Raw genomic sequence first — 16,660 nt, forward strand, 5'->3', positions numbered from 1 at the left:
GGATCTGGGGGGCGAGCGGGTGTACCGCACGGCGGAAGGGGAGCGGGCGTTCGCGCCGGGGGACCGGTTGCTGTTCCGGGAGAACAACCGTGACCTGGGGGTGAAGAACGGCATGCTGGGCACGGTGGCGGAGGCCGGCGAGGGGCGGCTGCTGGTGCGGCTGGACAGCGCCCAGGGGCCAGGGCGGGGCCGGGTGGTGGCGGTGTCCCTGGCGGACTACGCGGCGGTGGACCATGGCTACGCCACCACCATCCACAAGGCGCAGGGGGCCACGGTGGACCGGGCGTATGTGCTGGCCTCCGGGTCGATGGACCGGCACCTGACCTATGTGGCGATGACCCGGCACCGGGACCAGGTGACACTGTATGCCGGCCGGAACGTGTTCGCCGACCTGGAGGCGCTGTCGGCGCGGTTGTCGCGGTCGCAGGCCAAGGAGACGACCCTGGATTATGAGCGGGCGGCGTTCGCCCAGCGGCGGGGGATTCTGGCCGCGTCGGCGGAAATGCCGGTGCCCACGCCGGCGCCGAGGGCGCGGGGGCGGTTCGACGGATTGCGGCTGGGTGCCGGGCGGCCCGAGCCGGCGTTGGGTGGGGCGGCGCCGGCCGGGCAGGGAGAGGAAATCGCCCGGGTGGTGGAGCGCTACGCCCGGGCTTGGGTGGCGGTGGCCGAGATGAGGCACCGGGGCTTGCCGGTGCTGGAGGCGCAGGACCAAGCGTTAAGCGCGGCGGGAGCGGCGTTGGACGCGGCCCGGCCGGGGGCGTCCCAGGACCTGGTCCGTGCCCTGAAGCGGGACGGGGAGTTACGGCAGGCGCTGTTCCAGCGGGAAGGGCTGGAGCGGGGGCGGACGTTGCTGGCCGGCATCGAGGCCGAGGCGCGGGTGCGGCGGGACCCGATGCTGCGGGCCGAGCGCTTCGTGGCCGATTGGACGGGATTGGAGGCGGCCCGGCGGCAGGCGTCGGGTGCGGCGTTGGCGGGGGTGGTGGAGCGTCAGCGGGCCTTGGCCGGAGAGTTGAAGGGGGATGCCGCCCTACAGGGGCTGTTGCGGACCCAGGCGCGGGTGCTGGGGATCGTCGCCGGCACGACGTTGGACCTGGCGCTACGGCCACCCGCGCCCAGTCGGTCCTTGGACCGAGGGATGGAGCGCGACGATGGACCGGGATGGTCGATGTGATGGAGGGGGACGCAATGACGGGAGATGCTGGCGGCGGGGGCGCCGCCGAGCGGGCGTTCGAGGATCTGCGGGCGGAGGTCTCAGTATTGCGGCGGGCGCTGGAGGCGTTGCCGGCGCATCTGCGGGACAACCGGCCGCCGGACTACAGCGTGGACCTGGCGCGCATTGTCCATGGGCTGGGGACGGTGGCCGACCGGGTGCAGGCCTTGGGTCAGCATCCAGCGGTGCGGATGACGCCGGAGCAGCATGGCCAGGCCATCGCCCGGGAGGGCGGGCGGCTGGTGCGGGAGGCGGTGACCGCGCTGGAGGAGGCCAAACGCGACTTGGTGGGGGAAAGGGAGCAACTATCGGGGGTGATCGGTGTCGTGCGCGAGCGGCGCCGGCAGCGCGCCTGGTTGTGGAGCGTCGGCGTGGGGGCGCTGGTGCTGGGCTTGGTGGGATCGCCGCTGGTGGCCCGGGTGCTGCCGTGGGGGTTAGACGGTCAGGTGGCGGCCCTGATCATGGGCAGAGACCGTTGGCAGGCGGGTGCGGTGCTGATGAGATCGGATAGCCCAGAAGGATGGCATGGGCTGGTGGATGCCTCCCGGCTGGTCAACGCCAATCAGGGAGTCCTGGCCGCCTGTCGGGAGACGGCGGCCAAAGTCCGGAAGGAGCAGCGCTGCACCATCACCGTGCCGGTGCCGTGATCGGTATGCCCGATGTTGGGGAGGTTATGGGTAGTATGAGATCTGCTGCACCCACTCATAACCGTTTCCGTCGCAGTTGGCGGTCACGATGTAGACGGTACGGTTGGTTGCTGCGGCCGTCATGGCTATGGATAATAGTTGCTGACGCGGTATCGATACTGAATCGCCTTCATTCATGACAAAGAATCTTGAGCCGCCACAACCATGCCAGGTTATGTCCGAAAAGCTGATCAGAATCTTGTCTCCTCCGCCCGTGCCGTCTATATTCCCAGTGACGAATTTTATCTCTGATATCTTTGTACTTATGCTATAAGCTTTTGCTGTATCTGTATGCGAAAGGATGAGTATGGCAGCAGCAAAGATGTTGATTATTTTCATTTTTTGTCTTTCTGACATTGGCTGTGGTTTAGCCCTTTACCAAGGTGTGCTTGGCAGGGGCAGGACGAAGCCGCCCAACAGGGGAAGCACGATGACCTTTGTATTGCTGTAACCTGTGGTGGATGATCCACCAGTGGTGGTGACGGCGGTGCGGTTGCCGGCGGCGTCGTAGTTGTAGGTGGTGGTGGCCCCGCTGGGCTGCGTGACCTTCGTCAACCGTCCCAAGGTATCGTATTCGTATTTGGTGTCGCCGGCCCAGCCGGCACCGGCGAATAGCGCCGTGGCGACGAGAACGACGCTAGCGCGGCGTAGGGAACGAGACGACATCAGGTTCTCCTTCAAATCGATTGAACACGCAGCTTTTTATCTTGGGATGGGCAAGCATATGCAATATTTAATTGTATTATTGTCGTATTGTGGCTTTTTAATAGCAAAAATAATTGCTCATGTGTTCTAAAAAATGATATTTGATCACAGGACCATAATGTTGCGCATCTGGAGGAGCGTGGGACTCCATCAGATGCGGGACGCTAGTGGCTTGGGGGCTTTGGGTGGAACGTCGGAACTTTTTGCGGGGCGGACTGGGACTCGCGGTTCTCGGTTTTGCGGGACGAGCCGGGGCGGGGACGACTTACTACCGCTATGATGGACAAGGACGCCTGAAGGCCGTAGTCGCAGCCAATGGCTCGGCCAGTACCTACTTGATGGACAACGTGGGCAATCGAACGGCGTTGCAGGTGCGTCGCTATATCGGCGATTCCATCACCTCCGATGGGTTTGACGCTGCATTCTACGACATCATCAACTCGGACGTGGCCGCCGCCGGGGTTGATCCTTACCAGCACTATGAGAACAATGGTTGGCACGAGGGGCGGGACCCCAGCGGCTATTTCAGCACCACAGGTTACCTCTCCGCTTATTCCGATATTGCCGCCGCCGGGGTGAACCCGCTGTCCCACTACAACGATTGGGGCTGGCGCGAGGGGCGCAATCCGTCCAGTTTATTCAACACCCGCAAATATCTGAATGCTTATTCTGATATTGCCGCCGCTAATATCAATCCACTAGTCCATTACCTGCAATATGGTGCGTTTGAGGGCAGGTTGCCTTTCGGAGATGGCACTTACTAAGGCTTTTTAGCCGAATTTTATTCTCCAGCCTCGCACAAAGCGACCCTGGCAAATTCAATGCTCTAATAGGATATATTCCCCCATGCCTTTCATCCACACGTTGGCTGTGCGTCTTCCGTTCCGTCGCTCGTGGGCCGCTTTGGCGTTCCTAGCCTTGGTCTGCGGCGCTTGGTCTGATGCGTCGTGGGCACAGGATACGCTGGCCAATTCCCCGCCAGTCTATTCCACAGTTGACCCGCAGTACGTGGACTTGGGCACGGGTGCCTTGACGCTCACTGTGCAGGAAGTCGTCATTGGCCAGCCAGGTGTGGGAGGCCTTAGCTATGGCCGCAGTTTCATCGGTACGGGGTGGCGCGACACGCTGATGGGCGGCATCAATGCCGCTAACGGATACACGACCGTCAGCATTGGCGGGGCATCGGAAAACTTCACGTCCACGGACGGTGGCGCCACGTACAGCAACGCGCAGGGCGGGGGCTCTACCCTGACCGTGGATTCCAGCAGGCAGCTGTTCACCTACACCATGGCCAATGGCACCGTCGCGCAGTTCCAGAAGACCATTTGCTGCAACATCGGGCTTCTTTCGCCGGCCAGCACGGCCAGTACGATGGGGGCGGCCAACCAAGGCCGCCTCACCTCTATGACCTTTCCCACGGGGGAGGTGCGGACTTGGAATTATGTTTTCGTCAGGTTCTGCGACGTCGATACTTCCCTCCCATGCCAGGCCCAGGTTGGACGCCTGCAGTCGGTGACGAATAATTTTGGTTATCAGATCCGCTATCAGTACGGCGCCAATAACACCACGAGTATCTCCGATCGGGCGGCCTGGCTGAGATTGACGGGTGTCATTGGCTTTAACATGGCCGTGGACGCATGCGACGGCGCCGCGCAAATGTGTTCCCTCAGTGCCGGGTGGCCCAGCGTCAGCTACGCCACCCCTTCGGACAATTCGGCCGCGCGCACCGCCACGGATGCACTGGGCCGGACCACGCGCTATACCTACGCATCTGGCAATATGACGGCCATCCGCTGGCCATCCAGCGGCACGGACAACATCACCATCGGCTACGACAGTTCGAACCGGGTGGCGTCAGTGAGCAATGGCGCCGGCACGTGGACTTACGGTTATTCGGACAGTGGGACGACCCGCACCACCACGGTAACGGATCCGCTGGGCCACCAGCGGGTGGTGACCATCAACACAACCAATAGCCAGATGCTGAGCGATACCAACGCTCTGGGCAACCAAACATCATACAGCTACGACAGCTATAACCGGCTCACGCGGGTGACACGTCCTGAAGGCGACTATACGACGTATGACTATGACAGCCGTGGCAACGTCACCAAGACGACCAAGTACGGCAAGTCTGGGTCGAATCTGGTGGTGCGGTCTGAAGCGAGCTACGAAACCGGCTGCTCCAACCCCAAGACCTGTAACAAGCCGACGGCGGCGCATGACGATAACGGTCACTGGTCCTATTACACCTATGATGGAACCCATGGCGGTGTGCTGACGGTGACTCAGTCATCGCCGGATGGCGGCTCCGCCCCGCAGCCCCAGGTGCGCTATTCCTATGGCTCGTTCCAGGCCCGGTATAAGAATGGAAGTGGCACCCTGGTTTCCGGAGGCGCCATCTATCTGCTGACCGGCACTTCCACCTGCCTCAGTGGCTCGTCGTGCGCTGGTGCCGCGACAGAGGCGAAGACATCGATCAGCTATGGTGACACCGGCCAGGCCAACAACCTGCTTCCGGTTTCGGTGACCAAGAGTTCGGGCGACGGGTCGGTGTCGGCGACCACGACCCTGACCTATGACACGGTGGGCAACAAGCTGACGGAAACGGGTCCGGCCAACACCGGGACCGTGCGCTATCGCTATGACCTTGGCCGCCAGTTGGTGGGAGTGGTGGGGCCTGCCGCCAGCGCGTCGGGCAAGTACCAGGCGGTCGCGATCAGCTACAATCCGAATGGCCAGGTGACTGACACGAAGCAGGGCACGGTCAACAGCCAGTCCGACGGCGACTGGTCAAATTTCGTCACGTTGCAAAAGACGACCCTTATCTATGACGCCCAAGGTCGCAAGACATGGGAGGTACTGAAGGATCCGAACGGCACCGAGCTGGTGACGACGGCGTACGGCTATGATGCGGCCAACAACCTGATCTGGACGACGCGGCCGATGAAGGGCACGGGCGACGACCGGTGGATCAACTACGGCTATGACGCCGTTGGGCGGTTGACTCAGGTGAGGGACACCAGCAACCAAATCATCGCCGCCACCAGCTACACCGCCAACGGCCTGAAGGCGACGATGGTGGACGGCAATAACCACACCACCAGTTACACCTATGACGGCTTCAACCGGCTGACGCAGGTGACGTATCCGACGGCGAACGGCACGACCTATTCCGACGCTTATGGTTACGACAACGCTTCCCAGATGACGTCGTGGCGGCAGAGGGATGGTTCGACGACGCTCACGTATGCGCGTGACGCGCTGGAGCGCGTGACTAGGCGGGACGTGGGGAACTTCGTCTATAGCTATGACAATCTGGGCCATGTGACCCAAGTGACCGCCGATGGCAAGGCGACCGTGGCGATGAGCTACGACGCATTGGGCCGGTTGACCAGCCAGACGACGGACAATCGAACCGTCTCCGCGCAGTACGACGGCGCAGGCCGGTTGACACGGTTGACTTGGCCTGACGGAACCTATGCCGATTATAGCTATGACGCGTTGGGGGAGATGACCGGCATCTCGGTCAACGGCACCTGGGTCCAGGGCTATGCCTATGACGATATGGGGCGGCGGCAATCAACGACCCGGGCCAACGGGGTGACGACAAACTATAGCTTCGACAGCGCGTCGCGCCTGACGTCGCTGAACTTCGGCGGGGGCAGTAGCCAGTCATTGACCTTCAACTATAACCTGGCGGGCCAGATCCTCAGCCGCTCTTCCTCCAACGCCGCCTATGATGCGCCGTTGCCCAGCAACGGCAACACCACCTACACCAACAACGAACTGAACCAGACGACCGCGGTGGCCGGCCCATCGGGGACGTCATCGCTGACTTACGGTCCCCGTGGGAACCTGCTGACCTATGGGTCGACCACGACGTCCCATGACGCCGACAGCCATATGGTCAGCGTGACGCCAGCCACCAGCCTAGGCTACGACGCGCTGGGGCGGCTGAACCAGGTCAGCCAGTCGTCCACCACGCGCTTCCTCTACTTCGGGGATCGGCTGGTGGCGGAGTACGACAGTTCGGGCACCCTGCTGCGCCGCTACATCCCTGGTGCCGCGACGGATGAGACCGCGGTATGGTATGAAGGGACGGGCACCGGCAGTGCCCGTTGGCTGATCCCGGACGAGCGCGGCTCGGTGGTGGCGGTGACGGATGGCGGCGGCAACGCGTTGGCCATCAACACCTACGATGAATATGGCCGCCCGGGTGCTGGCAACATGGGCCGCTTCCAGTATACCGGCCAGGCCTATCTGGCGGAGGTGGGCGCCTATTACTACAAGGCGCGCATCTACATCCCCAGCCTGGGCAAGTTCGCCGAGCCTGATCCTGCTGGCTACAATGCTGGCATGAACATGTATGCCTATGTCGGCGGGGACCCCATCAATCATACCGATCCGACAGGATTGCAGTCAAAGGACATGGATCCGGGGCATACTTATCGCCCTCAGGATCCTCTTGATGATGGAAATAGCCCGAATGGTATACTAGAAATCCCTGTAGACGGGCATCGGTCGGCCCCATCATCCATTCCTTATTTAGTGTTCGTGAATCTATACGATGGTTACACTGGAACAGTTCCGGTAATTGCAACAATTAGTGTTCCTGGTGCTCCCAAGCCACAAAGTGCGAAACTGAAAAATGCAGTGCTGAGTTCCAGTGATCCATGTATGGCGAATGAAAGTATCTGCACTATAGCAGTTCAGGGTATTAGGCATCGCTTTATTGATATACCAAGCGATAGGTGGTCCCATATAATGGGCAGGCATTCTTGGTTTGAGTCAGATGACGCAGGTTATTTTAACTCCAATAATCCAATGGATATTTTATTCCTAATTAGCCAAACTGTAACTCAGGCGCTCGGCAAGCCGCAAGCAAGCGGTAAAATTGCCTATTCTTGGGATTTTCAACAGGACATTGGTATGACAAGAATGGATCAGTTTGGATTTAGATATCCGACGAGTTGGGTAACTGTTATCGTAAATCCTACTGGGCCAGATACTGGTGACGTTTGGACAGCATTCCCTGGGAAATTATGATCATGATTCGATTCAATTTGGTAAATATCATTCATAAAGAGAAAAATAATCATGCCAGCGTGGAGAGTTACAAAGAGCTTCGGGATCTTCTGGATGGAGCAATACGCTGTGACCTGAGATTAGAGGGGGCGTCTTTGCAAATCGAGATTGAAGATATCGGAATAGTGGAATGTTATACCGCTATTCTCGGCGCATTCTCAGAGAGTTTGTTGTGGGGAGAGGTGGCGCCGTTCATGACATATGATGATGCAAAGTTCTATTGCATGAGAAGGGGTGAAGCTGTTCAGTATTTTTTGGCAAATCCCGAATACGCACCCAGTATAGGAGATTGCAAAATTAATTTTGTTCTGGATGATATAAATAAAATTTTGCAGAAAATAAGAGAGGATCTGAGGGGGTATGCAGATATTCTGAGAGATTTTGTTTGGATGTCGCCAGGAAGTATACTTTATTCTCTTGCTAGAGGTTCGTAATATTATAATTCTGTTACTATCTAGGATTGTAGCTTCGACTAAAGCTCCAAAGATATCTTAATGCGCCTTCGTTGAAACTTCGTGCATAAGTGATGCACAGGTGTAATCCTAAATCCTGTCATTTTTGACGCTGCGGAGCGGGGTGGCGGCCCATTTAGCGGGGTCACGTCCCTAGGCGTGGTGTAGCAGGCGCTTGTCCATCGCGTTCTCCGGCTTGCCTGGCCGGGTTTGTCATGCGGCCACGGTGGGCAGCAGGACGGAGGGATCATCGCTGAGCGGGGCGATGGTCTCAAGGGTCATGTAGCGGGCGCGCTGGACGGCCCATTCATCGTTCTGTTCCAGGAGGATAGCGCCGACGAGGCGGGTGATCGAGGCTTCGTTTGGAAAGATCCCCACCACCTCGGTGCGGCGCTTGATCTCGCCGTTGAGGCGTTCGATGGGGTTTGTGGAGTGGATCTTGGCCCGATGTTCCCTCGGGAATGTCATGTAGGCCAGCACGTCGTCCTCGGCCTCGTCCAGGAGGCTGGCGAGCTTGGCCACCTTGGGGCGGAGCTGGTCGGCCACCTGCCGCCACTGGGCCCTGGCCGCTGCGGCGTCGTTCTGGGCGAACGCTGTGGCGATGAAGGCGGCGACGACGCGCCGGCCGTTCTTGCCGGCGTGGGCCAGGACGTTGCGCATAAAGTGGACACGGCAGCGCTGCCAGGTGGCGCAGAACACCTTGGAGACGGCTGCCTTGATGCCCTCGTGGGCGTCAGAGATCACCAGCTTGACGCCCTTCAGGCCGCGGCGCTTGAGCTTGCGCAGGAAGTCGGTCCAGAAGGTTTCCGCCTCCGAGGGGCCGATGTCCATGCCCAGCACTTCACGGCGGCCGTCGCTGTTCACCGCCATGGCGATGGTGACGGCGACCGAGACGGTGCGCTTGTCCTGACGGACCTTCACATAGGTGGCGTCGATCCAGAGATAGGGCCAGTCGCCCTCGATCGGCCGGTCGAGGAAGGCCTTCACCCGGTCGTCGATATCGGCGCACAGCCGGCTGACCTGGCTCTTGGACACCCCCGACATCCCCATGGCCTGGACCAGGTCATCCACCGAGCGGGTGGAGATGCCCTGGATGTAGGCTTCCTGGATGACGGCGGTCAGCGCCTTTTCCGCCATGCGGCGGGGTTCCAGAAAGCCGGGGAAGTAGCTGCCCTTCCTCAGCTTGGGGATACGCAGCTCCACCGTGCCGGCACGGGTTTCCCAGTCGCGCTCCCGGTAGCCGTTGCGCTGCACCAGCCGGTCGGGCGACCGCTCCCCCGGCGCCGCCCCGGTCAGGGCATGAACCTCCAACTCCATCAGCCGCTCAGCGGCAAAGCCGATCATCTGTCTCAGCACATCGGCGTCTGCGCCCTTTTCCAGCATGCTGCGCAGTGCCATCATCTCGTCGGTCATCGTGGTCACCCTCGGTTGGGGATAGTTGTGGTGACCAGACTTTACCGAAGACCCACGATGACCGCCCGCCGGGGCAGCCCCTCCGGCCGGCTAACGCCGTCCTACGGGGCTACCCCGGCGCCAGCGCCTGCTACACCACGCCTAGGGACGTGACCTTTAGCGGCCCCGATGGCGTTTAGCGCCTGACCCCGCCGACTGCGGCCGTTGCCGCGCATGTGCTGATTATCCGATCAATATCAGCCGCTTAGCCTGAATGGGGTGACGACACGAAAGTGATCATATTGTCCGGCTCAGCAGAACGGAGTGAGAACTGGCCGTTGGAGTATTTCAAGCGCCGGCTATAGCCAGGACCCGGTAGACAGAGGCGCGGCCGATCCCCAGGCGGCGGGCGATCTCTGTGGGGCCAAGTTGTTCCTCGATCCGCAGCCGGCGAACTTCCCTCGGATCAATGGAAGCCTTGCGACCCTTGTACGCGCCTTTGGCTTTGGCTTGAGCGATCCCTTCCATCTGCCGCTCGCGGCGCAGGTTGGTCTCGAATTCGGCGAAGACGCCCAGCATGTCCAGGAATGCCTTACCGGCGGCGGTAGCGGTGTCGATTGGCTGTTCCGTGGCTTTGATGGCCACCCCCTTGGCGCGCAATTCGTGAATGATGTCCTGGAGGTCCTTGATAGAGCGGGCCAGACGGTCGATCCGGGTCACCATGAGGGTGTCCCCGGGACGTAGGAACTGCAGCAGCAAGGCTAGCTCTGACCGGCCGGCACGGCTGGCGCCACTGACCTTCTCGGAACGCACCGCGTCACATCCTGCCTGGTGCAACCTGGCCTCTTGCAGGGTGACGTCCTGATCCAGGGTAGAGGCGCGCGCGTAGCCGTAAGTCGCCATGATCGTCTCGTTTGCCTTTAGACCTATGAACGGTAACGTCTCGCTATTGCTAAATCTACCCTAATGGGACGCACCGGGCTGTCTCAGCGTATCGCCTTTCTAGAGTATACCTTTCAAGACGACCAGCCCCGACTGTATCGTACGGTACAACGGCCATACGGCCATCCTGTCAAAGCTTGGATTGTGCAATCCAAATGCCTCCGGTGACCTTATTAAGGCCATCGTTCTGCGCTCCCGCCTCCGTGGAAGCTCCGCCACAATCCGTCTTAATGCCTTCGCATCACAGGGGGCGGGCCGACCAATCCGGTTTCTAATTAAATCAGGTTTATTTAGCAATCCGGTTGATTTCTAAACCTGGTTCATATATCAATCCGGTTATTAAACAGACCGGATTAATACCATGCCCGTCATCACTATAGCTTCACCGAAGGGGGGGGCTGGCAAATCCACGACGGCAGTCATTCTTGCGACCGAGTTGGCCCATGCTGGAGCGCAGGTGGTGCTGCTAGACTGCGACCCCAACCGCTCAATCAGTCTATGGGCCAGTCGGGCGCCTTTGCCTCCCCGCATCGCCTTTCACGCCGACATTTCCGAAAGTGAGATCGTGCGCGCAATCAAGCGTCACGATGACGATGGGCAAATCGTCATCGTCGATTTGGAGGGCGTCGCGTCGCGGCTCGTTTCCCGCGCCATTTCACAGGCCGACCTGGTGCTGACCCCCATGCGGGCGACCACACTCGATGCCACCATTGGTGTGCGGGCGCTCCAATTAGTGGCGGAGGAGGAGGAGGCTCTTGGTCGTTCCATTCGGCACGCTGTCGCCTTCACCATGACGCGGGCAATCAAATCAAAGCAGCACACCGCCATCGAGGCGTCGTTGACGGAACAAGGGGTCGATATCATCCAGCCCCCGCTGATGGAGCGGGCCGCCTTCTCGGCCCTATTCGAGTTTGGCGGCGACCTACGAACCATTCCCGCCCAGGGGCGCATGGACGGCGCTGCCGAGAATGCCGCCGCCTTCGCCCAGCAAGTGTACATGCGTCTTACCGAGGCCACCCAATGACCGACCAGCCCGCTCCGTTCAGCATTCAACTTGGTGCCTTGAAAAAGCGCGACAAAGAAGACTCGCCGCGTGCCGTCGAGAAAGCGGTGATCGCCGGCGAGAAACACGGCTTCATCGACCGGGAACCGAAGCGAAGAGGAGGGCGCTTACCCAGCCCCCGCACCGGGCAGGTGCATGCCAAGGTGCTGCCGCATGTGGCTCAGGAAATCTTGGAAGAGTCCCGGAGGACCGGCAAGACGCAGGGCGTCCTGCTAGAGGAAGCATGGGCGCTCTACTGTGCCCAAAAAACGCGCTGATGGCAGGAACAAGAGAGTGCCTGCCAAAGCAGCCATCGGACTCTGGTGAGGGGCGATTCGGCTATGGTTCCCCGGTGATCGGTTCGGACTCCGGTGAGATTGCCTGCTATCCCGCAATTGTCCACCGCCTTACACCGGACTCTGGTGATGAGTCGCCCGGACTCTAGTGATGAGTCGTAGGGTTTTCCCCCGGACTCTGGTGATGCACTACTAATAAACACTACAAAACATTTCCCTAATACCCGCCCTCACCAGAGTCCGAATTGACACCTCGTCCTGTGGATGAAATCGTGCTGTTAGCTTCAGCGGAACGCTAGATATGGGACAGGTTCACCAGCTTATAACAGCCCATGGCATTGACGCTGCCCGCGCCACCAGCACCGACAAGCTGGAACGGCAGTGCATCGATACAGCCTTTGCGGTTATGAGCGACGAAAGCCAGCGGGTTGGCATCATGCATGCCGGCTTTGCTATGACGGCCCTGCCCCACAAGGATTTACCAGAAACCGTCTGGACCCGGCAGGGCGGCAACGTCCGCCTAACCATCGAAAGCGGCCGGGATGCAGCTACCAACCCGGTAGGTCTTCCCTTCGGGTCTATCGCCCGCATGATTCTGCTGTATCTTCAGACAGAAGCGGTGAAGACCCGCAGCCGGGATATCGAACTTGGCCGGTCAATGAACCAATGGCTATCCAGCATGGGGATCGACAACGGCGGGAAAACCTACAAGCTGGTCCGAGAGCAATCCAAGCGTCTCAGCCTGTGCCGACTGACCTTCTACCGCATCCACGACACCATGACGCAGGTCACCAACGGTAGCTTCGTGCGCGACGCCATCATGCCCACGGTCGCCGACGACCAGTTGAATCTTTGGCGAGAGGCGGTGCGGCTGGACGAGGGTTTTTACCAAAGCCTCATCGATCACCCGATGCCTGTGCGCGAAGCAGCCATCCGCGAAATCGGCGGGCGCAGCATGGCCCTCGATGTTTACATCTGGCTGGCCTACCGGCTCCACTCCCTTGAGAAGCCAACGCCTGTGCCGTGGGCCGCCTTATTCCAGCAATTCGGTGGTGGATTTACCCACCAATGGCATTTCAAGTCCAAGTTCAAGGAGCCGCTAGCCTTGGCCTTGGCCGCTTACCCTGAAGCCGTCATTTCGGCCGACGACAGCGGCTTAACCCTGTATCCATCTCCTCCCCCGGTGCCATACCGTTCAGCCATCACCAGCCGATAAACCCGACCTCACCAGAGTCCGAATTGGGACGATGGCCTTCCTGCTCTTCCTCCAGCACTGCTCCAGCTTTGCCCGATTTGTGGCGGCATCCTTTCCATGACTCTGGTCTTGACTTTTGGAGACGGAAAATCATTCTCAGTGTGGAGAGTGATTATGGAGATGCAGTTATGCAGCCGCACGAGCCCCCGTTGTTCACGCCTGCCGAAGCGGCGGTTTTGACGCGACTGCCGTTGAAGGCTGTGAACAATGCCATAGACAAAAAGACCGTTCCGACTGTGGGTGCGCGGATGCTCAACCTGCATGGGCTGATTTCTCTGTCCCTGGAGCGTCGGCTTGTCGACCGCTTTTTACCCGAGTTGCGCCGCGAGGTGTTCAACGCCCTTGCCTGCTCGCGGCGCAACGTGGTGTCGTTGGAAGGCGGACTTCTCAAGATCGACCTTCGCGAGCCACGCCGTGACCTGGCCCGGGCGCTGCGAGATTTACGCCGTGCCCGCCAGCTCGTGGTGAGTGATTCCGAGATCATGGGGGGCGACCCGGTTTTTCGGGGAACCCGCGTGCCGGTCCACTTGGTGGCAGGATTAAGTGCCCAGGGCGAGAGCGACGTAAACGTTCTGGCCAGCTATCCGCGCCTCACACCGGAAATGGTTAGGCTCGCGCCGATCTACGCCGCTGCGTACCCACGCCGTGGCCGGCCGCGCAAGCAACCATGGCATGATCGGCCCCCGGTGAGCCGGACCACCCGGAAGCTGGGGACGATCGATCTGGCATGAAATTTTTGATCGACGAATGTCTAAGCCCTGACCTGGTACTGGTTGCCCAGCAAGTTGGGCATGAAGCGCATCATCTGGTCCGTATCGGCAAGGCAGGGTGGAAAGATTGGAATGTGCTGCGTTACGTGGCAGACGGGGATTTTGTCCTGGTTACCAACAACGCGAGCGATTTCCGGCGGCTCTATGCGGTGCAGCCGCTGCATGCCGGCTTGGTCATCATTATCCCAAATGTAGGTCGTGTGGTGCAACGGCAGCTTTTTAAAGCGGCGCTTGATCAGCTAGCGGAGCTAGGGGAGCCGGTCAACCAGGTGTTGGAAATTGATCTGGTGGGGGATGAGGTGACGATAGGTGTGTATGATTTGCCGGTGGAGACTTGATGTCGATTGGGTGAGGGGGAGCCCAGAGGGGGCGAAGCCCCTTCTGGCGCCGCGCGGAGCGCGGCGATTTTTAGGGTTTGACGCTTCGTCTTCGGGTCGTTAGCGGGTGGTCGGTGGCGGATTGGCGTCGTCATTGGGCGGGTCACCGAGGATGTCGGCGAAGAGAGCTTTGTCGTCGGCACGGGTGAGGAATTTGGGCAGTTGGTGCCGCAGCCAATCGCGTAGGCGGTTGGGCTGGGAGACGTCGTCCTGGCTTTGCAGGTGATGTAGGACGAGGGCGCCGAGCAGGACCTTGCGGCGGGTGTCCTGGGCGCGCTGTCGCTTGCTGAGGCGGGCGGCCAAGGTTTTGCGCTGTGCGTCCAGTTGGGCTAGGCGCTCTTCGATTGATTTTCTGGGCATAGGGATCTCGCTTGTCGCCGTAGCGCGTCATTCTAATAGACGAGGCGGTGATGGTCACGCGCGACAGGGGATCGGTGTGACGCTGGGCGTGGCGTCATAGTGCAGAATTGGCGATGTCATCTTCAGGGTATGATGTAGCTAAAAATACCAAAAGGCGCACTTACGAGTTGCTGCGCAACTCCCGTGCTTTTATCCTTGACGCCATGGCGATCTACCACCTCAGCATAAAACCCGTGACGCGGGCCTCTGGGCGCAGCGCTGTTGCCGCCGCCGCGTATCGGTCAGGCACCCGGCTGGAGAACCAGCGCGACGGCATGGTGCATGACTTCACCCGCCGTGGCGGGGTGGAGCATGCGGAGATCGTCCTGCCCGAGGGCATGGAGACGACGGCGGGCTGGGCCAAGGACCGCACCGCGCTGTGGAACGCGGCCGAGACGGCGGAGAAGCGCAAGGACGCCCGGGTAGCCCGGGAGGTCGAACTAGCCTTGCCCCATGAACTGTCGGCCGAGCAGCGCTTGGCGCTGACCCGGGAGTTCGCCCAGGAGGTGGCCAACCGCTACGGCGTGGCGGTGGATTTCGCCGTGCATAGCCCGCATGGCGGCGCCGATCAGCGCAACCACCATGCCCACCTGCTGATGACCACCCGGACGCTGGGGCGCGACGGGCTGGGGGAGAAGGCCCAGTTGGAGTTGGAGAACCGGAAGCTCCAGGCGCTGGGGCTTCCGACCTCGCATGAGCAATTGCGGGAGTTGCGGGAGCGGTGGGAGGGGCTGGCCAACAGCCACCTGGCGCGGGCCGGGTGGGACGTGCGTATCGACCACCGGTCGCACCAGGTTCGAGGGGTGGACGTGGAGCCCACCCAGCACATGGGGGTGCAGGCCACCCAGATGGAGCGCCGGGGGGTGGGAGTGACGCGCGGCCGGCTGGACGCGGAGGCGGCGACACGCAACGCCCAACTGGTAGCGGAGAAGCCCGAGCATGTGCTGGCCCTCATCACCGGAGAGAAAAGTGTCTTCGATCACCGCGACGTGGCGCGGGCACTGCACCGGGCCCTGGGAGATGACGCGGCGGTGTTCCAGCGGGCCTATGCCCAGGTGATGCTCTCGCCGGCGCTGGTGGAACTGCAGGCGGCCGGGGAGGGGCCGGCGCGGTATTCCACGCGGGAGATGGTGGCCATCGAGGAGGCCATGGCGACCAGTGCCGAGCGCATGGCGGCGGATAAGGGATTGGGGGTGGAGCCCGGCCGGGTGGAGGCGGTGCTGGCGGGCCAGTCCCACCTGGCGCTGGAGCAGCGGGCAGCGGTACGGCATGTGACGGCGCCGTCGCGGCTAGCCGCGGTGGTGGGGCTGGCGGGAGCGGGCAAGAGCACGATGCTGGCCGTCGCCCGGCAAGCCTGGGAGGCGGAAGGCTACCGGGTGCAGGGGGCGGCCCTGGCAGGCAAGGCGGCCGAGGGGTTGGAGGAGGCCTCCGGCATCCGGTCGCGCACCCTGGCCAGTTGGGAGCGTGGCTGGGAACGGGGATACGACCGGCTAGGCGCGCGGGACGTGCTGGTGGTGGACGAGGCCGGCATGGTGGGGTCGCGGCAGTTGAGCCGTTTGCTCACCCTGGCCGACCAGGCGGGGGCCAAGGTGGTGCTGGTGGGCGATCCCGAGCAGTTGCAGCCCATCGGGCCAGGGGCGGCGTTCCGGGCGGTGTTGGAGCGGGTGGGGTTCGTGGGGCTGGAGGAGGTGCGCCGGCAGCGTGAGGACTGGCAGCGGCAGGCGTCCATCGCCTTCGGGCGGCACCGCACGGCGGCGGGGCTGGCAGCCTATGCCGAGCATGGCCAGGTGCTCCTGCAGGCGACGGAGGCGGATGCCCGGGGAGCGCTGGTGCGCGACGTGATGGCGGATCTGGCGGCGCGGCCGGAGGGCTCGCGCCTGGTGCTGGCGCACCGGCGTGACGACGCGCGATGGCTCAACGACGCCATCCGGTCGGCCCGCCAGGGGCGGGGGGATCTGGGGGGCGAGCGGGTGTACCGCACGGCGGAAGGGGAGCGGGCGTTCGCGCCGGGGGACCGGTTGCTGTTCCGGGAGAACAACCGTGACC

General features: G+C 61.5%; 15 protein-coding genes and 1 pseudogene. 11 read left to right on the forward strand and 5 right to left on the reverse strand.

Translation table 11 applies throughout. The features are described 5' to 3' along the window. A pseudogene (locus tag FBZ89_RS31795) lies at positions 1 to 1,171 on the forward strand (ATP-binding domain-containing protein); the annotation flags it as partial. 14 nt (positions 1,172 to 1,185) lie between these two features. After that, positions 1,186 to 1,857 carry a DUF6118 family protein gene (locus FBZ89_RS29810; protein WP_145754657.1) on the forward strand — a complete coding sequence of 224 codons (672 nt, stop codon included), beginning with the start codon at positions 1,186 to 1,188 and terminating at the stop codon, positions 1,855 to 1,857. Positions 1,858 to 1,881: 24 nt separating this feature from the next. Here FBZ89_RS29810 and FBZ89_RS29815 read toward each other — a convergent pair whose 3' ends face one another. Next, positions 1,882 to 2,235 (reverse strand): hypothetical protein, encoded by a 354-nt coding sequence (locus tag FBZ89_RS29815; protein WP_145754659.1) that lies wholly within the window; start codon positions 2,233 to 2,235, stop codon positions 1,882 to 1,884. Between the two features lie 36 nt (positions 2,236 to 2,271). Continuing rightward, positions 2,272 to 2,562, reverse strand: a complete 291-nt coding sequence (locus FBZ89_RS29820) for an RHS repeat domain-containing protein (RefSeq protein ID WP_145754660.1) — start codon at positions 2,560 to 2,562, stop codon at positions 2,272 to 2,274. Positions 2,563 to 2,786: 224 nt separating this feature from the next. On the opposite strand from FBZ89_RS29820, the gene FBZ89_RS29825 reads away from it, so the two are divergent. The 3 genes from FBZ89_RS29825 to FBZ89_RS29835 all read left to right on the forward strand — a co-directional run bounded on the left by FBZ89_RS29825 (position 2,787) and on the right by FBZ89_RS29835 (position 8,123). Beyond that, entirely contained in the window at positions 2,787 to 3,365 is a 579-nt protein-coding gene (locus tag FBZ89_RS29825; RefSeq protein ID WP_145754662.1) for a hypothetical protein, read from the forward strand. A gap of 82 nt (positions 3,366 to 3,447) precedes the next feature. Beyond that, positions 3,448 to 7,650, forward strand: a complete 4,203-nt coding sequence (locus tag FBZ89_RS29830; protein ID WP_145754664.1) for an RHS repeat domain-containing protein — start codon at positions 3,448 to 3,450, stop codon at positions 7,648 to 7,650. 2 nt (positions 7,651 to 7,652) lie between these two features. Beyond that, the gene (locus FBZ89_RS29835) at positions 7,653 to 8,123 is read left to right on the forward strand and encodes a hypothetical protein (protein ID WP_145754665.1); all 471 of its coding nucleotides are present in this window, start codon (positions 7,653 to 7,655) and stop codon (positions 8,121 to 8,123) included. Between the two features lie 231 nt (positions 8,124 to 8,354). Here FBZ89_RS29835 and FBZ89_RS29840 read toward each other — a convergent pair whose 3' ends face one another. Continuing rightward, complete coding sequence (locus tag FBZ89_RS29840) at positions 8,355 to 9,554, reverse strand: IS256 family transposase (protein WP_145754666.1); 1,200 nt, start codon at positions 9,552 to 9,554, stop codon at positions 8,355 to 8,357. A 327-nt stretch (positions 9,555 to 9,881) separates the two neighbouring features. After that, positions 9,882 to 10,436 carry a recombinase family protein gene (locus tag FBZ89_RS29845; RefSeq protein ID WP_145754668.1) on the reverse strand — a complete coding sequence of 185 codons (555 nt, stop codon included), beginning with the start codon at positions 10,434 to 10,436 and terminating at the stop codon, positions 9,882 to 9,884. A 400-nt stretch (positions 10,437 to 10,836) separates the two neighbouring features. On the opposite strand from FBZ89_RS29845, the gene FBZ89_RS29850 reads away from it, so the two are divergent. The 5 genes from FBZ89_RS29850 to FBZ89_RS29870 all read left to right on the forward strand — a co-directional run bounded on the left by FBZ89_RS29850 (position 10,837) and on the right by FBZ89_RS29870 (position 14,176). Then, positions 10,837 to 11,499: a ParA family protein gene (locus FBZ89_RS29850; RefSeq protein ID WP_145754669.1), complete on the forward strand. Its 663-nt coding sequence runs from the start codon at positions 10,837 to 10,839 to the stop codon at positions 11,497 to 11,499. Further along, positions 11,496 to 11,795, forward strand: coding sequence for a chromosome partitioning protein ParB (locus FBZ89_RS29855; protein ID WP_145754671.1), 300 nt, complete (start codon positions 11,496 to 11,498; stop codon positions 11,793 to 11,795). Before FBZ89_RS29850 ends, FBZ89_RS29855 begins: the two co-directional genes overlap by 4 nt. Positions 11,796 to 12,114: 319 nt before the next feature. Beyond that, complete coding sequence (locus FBZ89_RS29860) at positions 12,115 to 13,029, forward strand: replication protein RepA (protein WP_145754673.1); 915 nt, start codon at positions 12,115 to 12,117, stop codon at positions 13,027 to 13,029. A gap of 167 nt (positions 13,030 to 13,196) precedes the next feature. Continuing rightward, complete coding sequence (locus FBZ89_RS29865) at positions 13,197 to 13,799, forward strand: DUF433 domain-containing protein (protein ID WP_145754675.1); 603 nt, start codon at positions 13,197 to 13,199, stop codon at positions 13,797 to 13,799. Beyond that, complete coding sequence (locus FBZ89_RS29870; protein WP_145754677.1) at positions 13,796 to 14,176, forward strand: DUF5615 family PIN-like protein; 381 nt, start codon at positions 13,796 to 13,798, stop codon at positions 14,174 to 14,176. The genes FBZ89_RS29865 and FBZ89_RS29870 overlap by 4 nt, the downstream gene beginning before the upstream one ends. Positions 14,177 to 14,275: 99 nt before the next feature. On the opposite strand, the gene FBZ89_RS29875 is transcribed toward FBZ89_RS29870, so the two are convergent. After that, positions 14,276 to 14,575 carry a mobilization protein gene (locus FBZ89_RS29875; protein WP_145754678.1) on the reverse strand — a complete coding sequence of 100 codons (300 nt, stop codon included), beginning with the start codon at positions 14,573 to 14,575 and terminating at the stop codon, positions 14,276 to 14,278. Positions 14,576 to 14,808: 233 nt separating this feature from the next. Here FBZ89_RS29875 and traA point away from each other — a divergent pair. Further along, positions 14,809 to 16,660 (forward strand): Ti-type conjugative transfer relaxase TraA (gene traA / locus FBZ89_RS29880; RefSeq protein WP_246173030.1); only part of this gene is annotated, 1,852 nt, incomplete at its 3' end.

The organism is Nitrospirillum amazonense (genome assembly GCF_007828045.1).
GTDB classification, from domain to species: domain Bacteria; phylum Pseudomonadota; class Alphaproteobacteria; order Azospirillales; family Azospirillaceae; genus Nitrospirillum; species Nitrospirillum amazonense_C.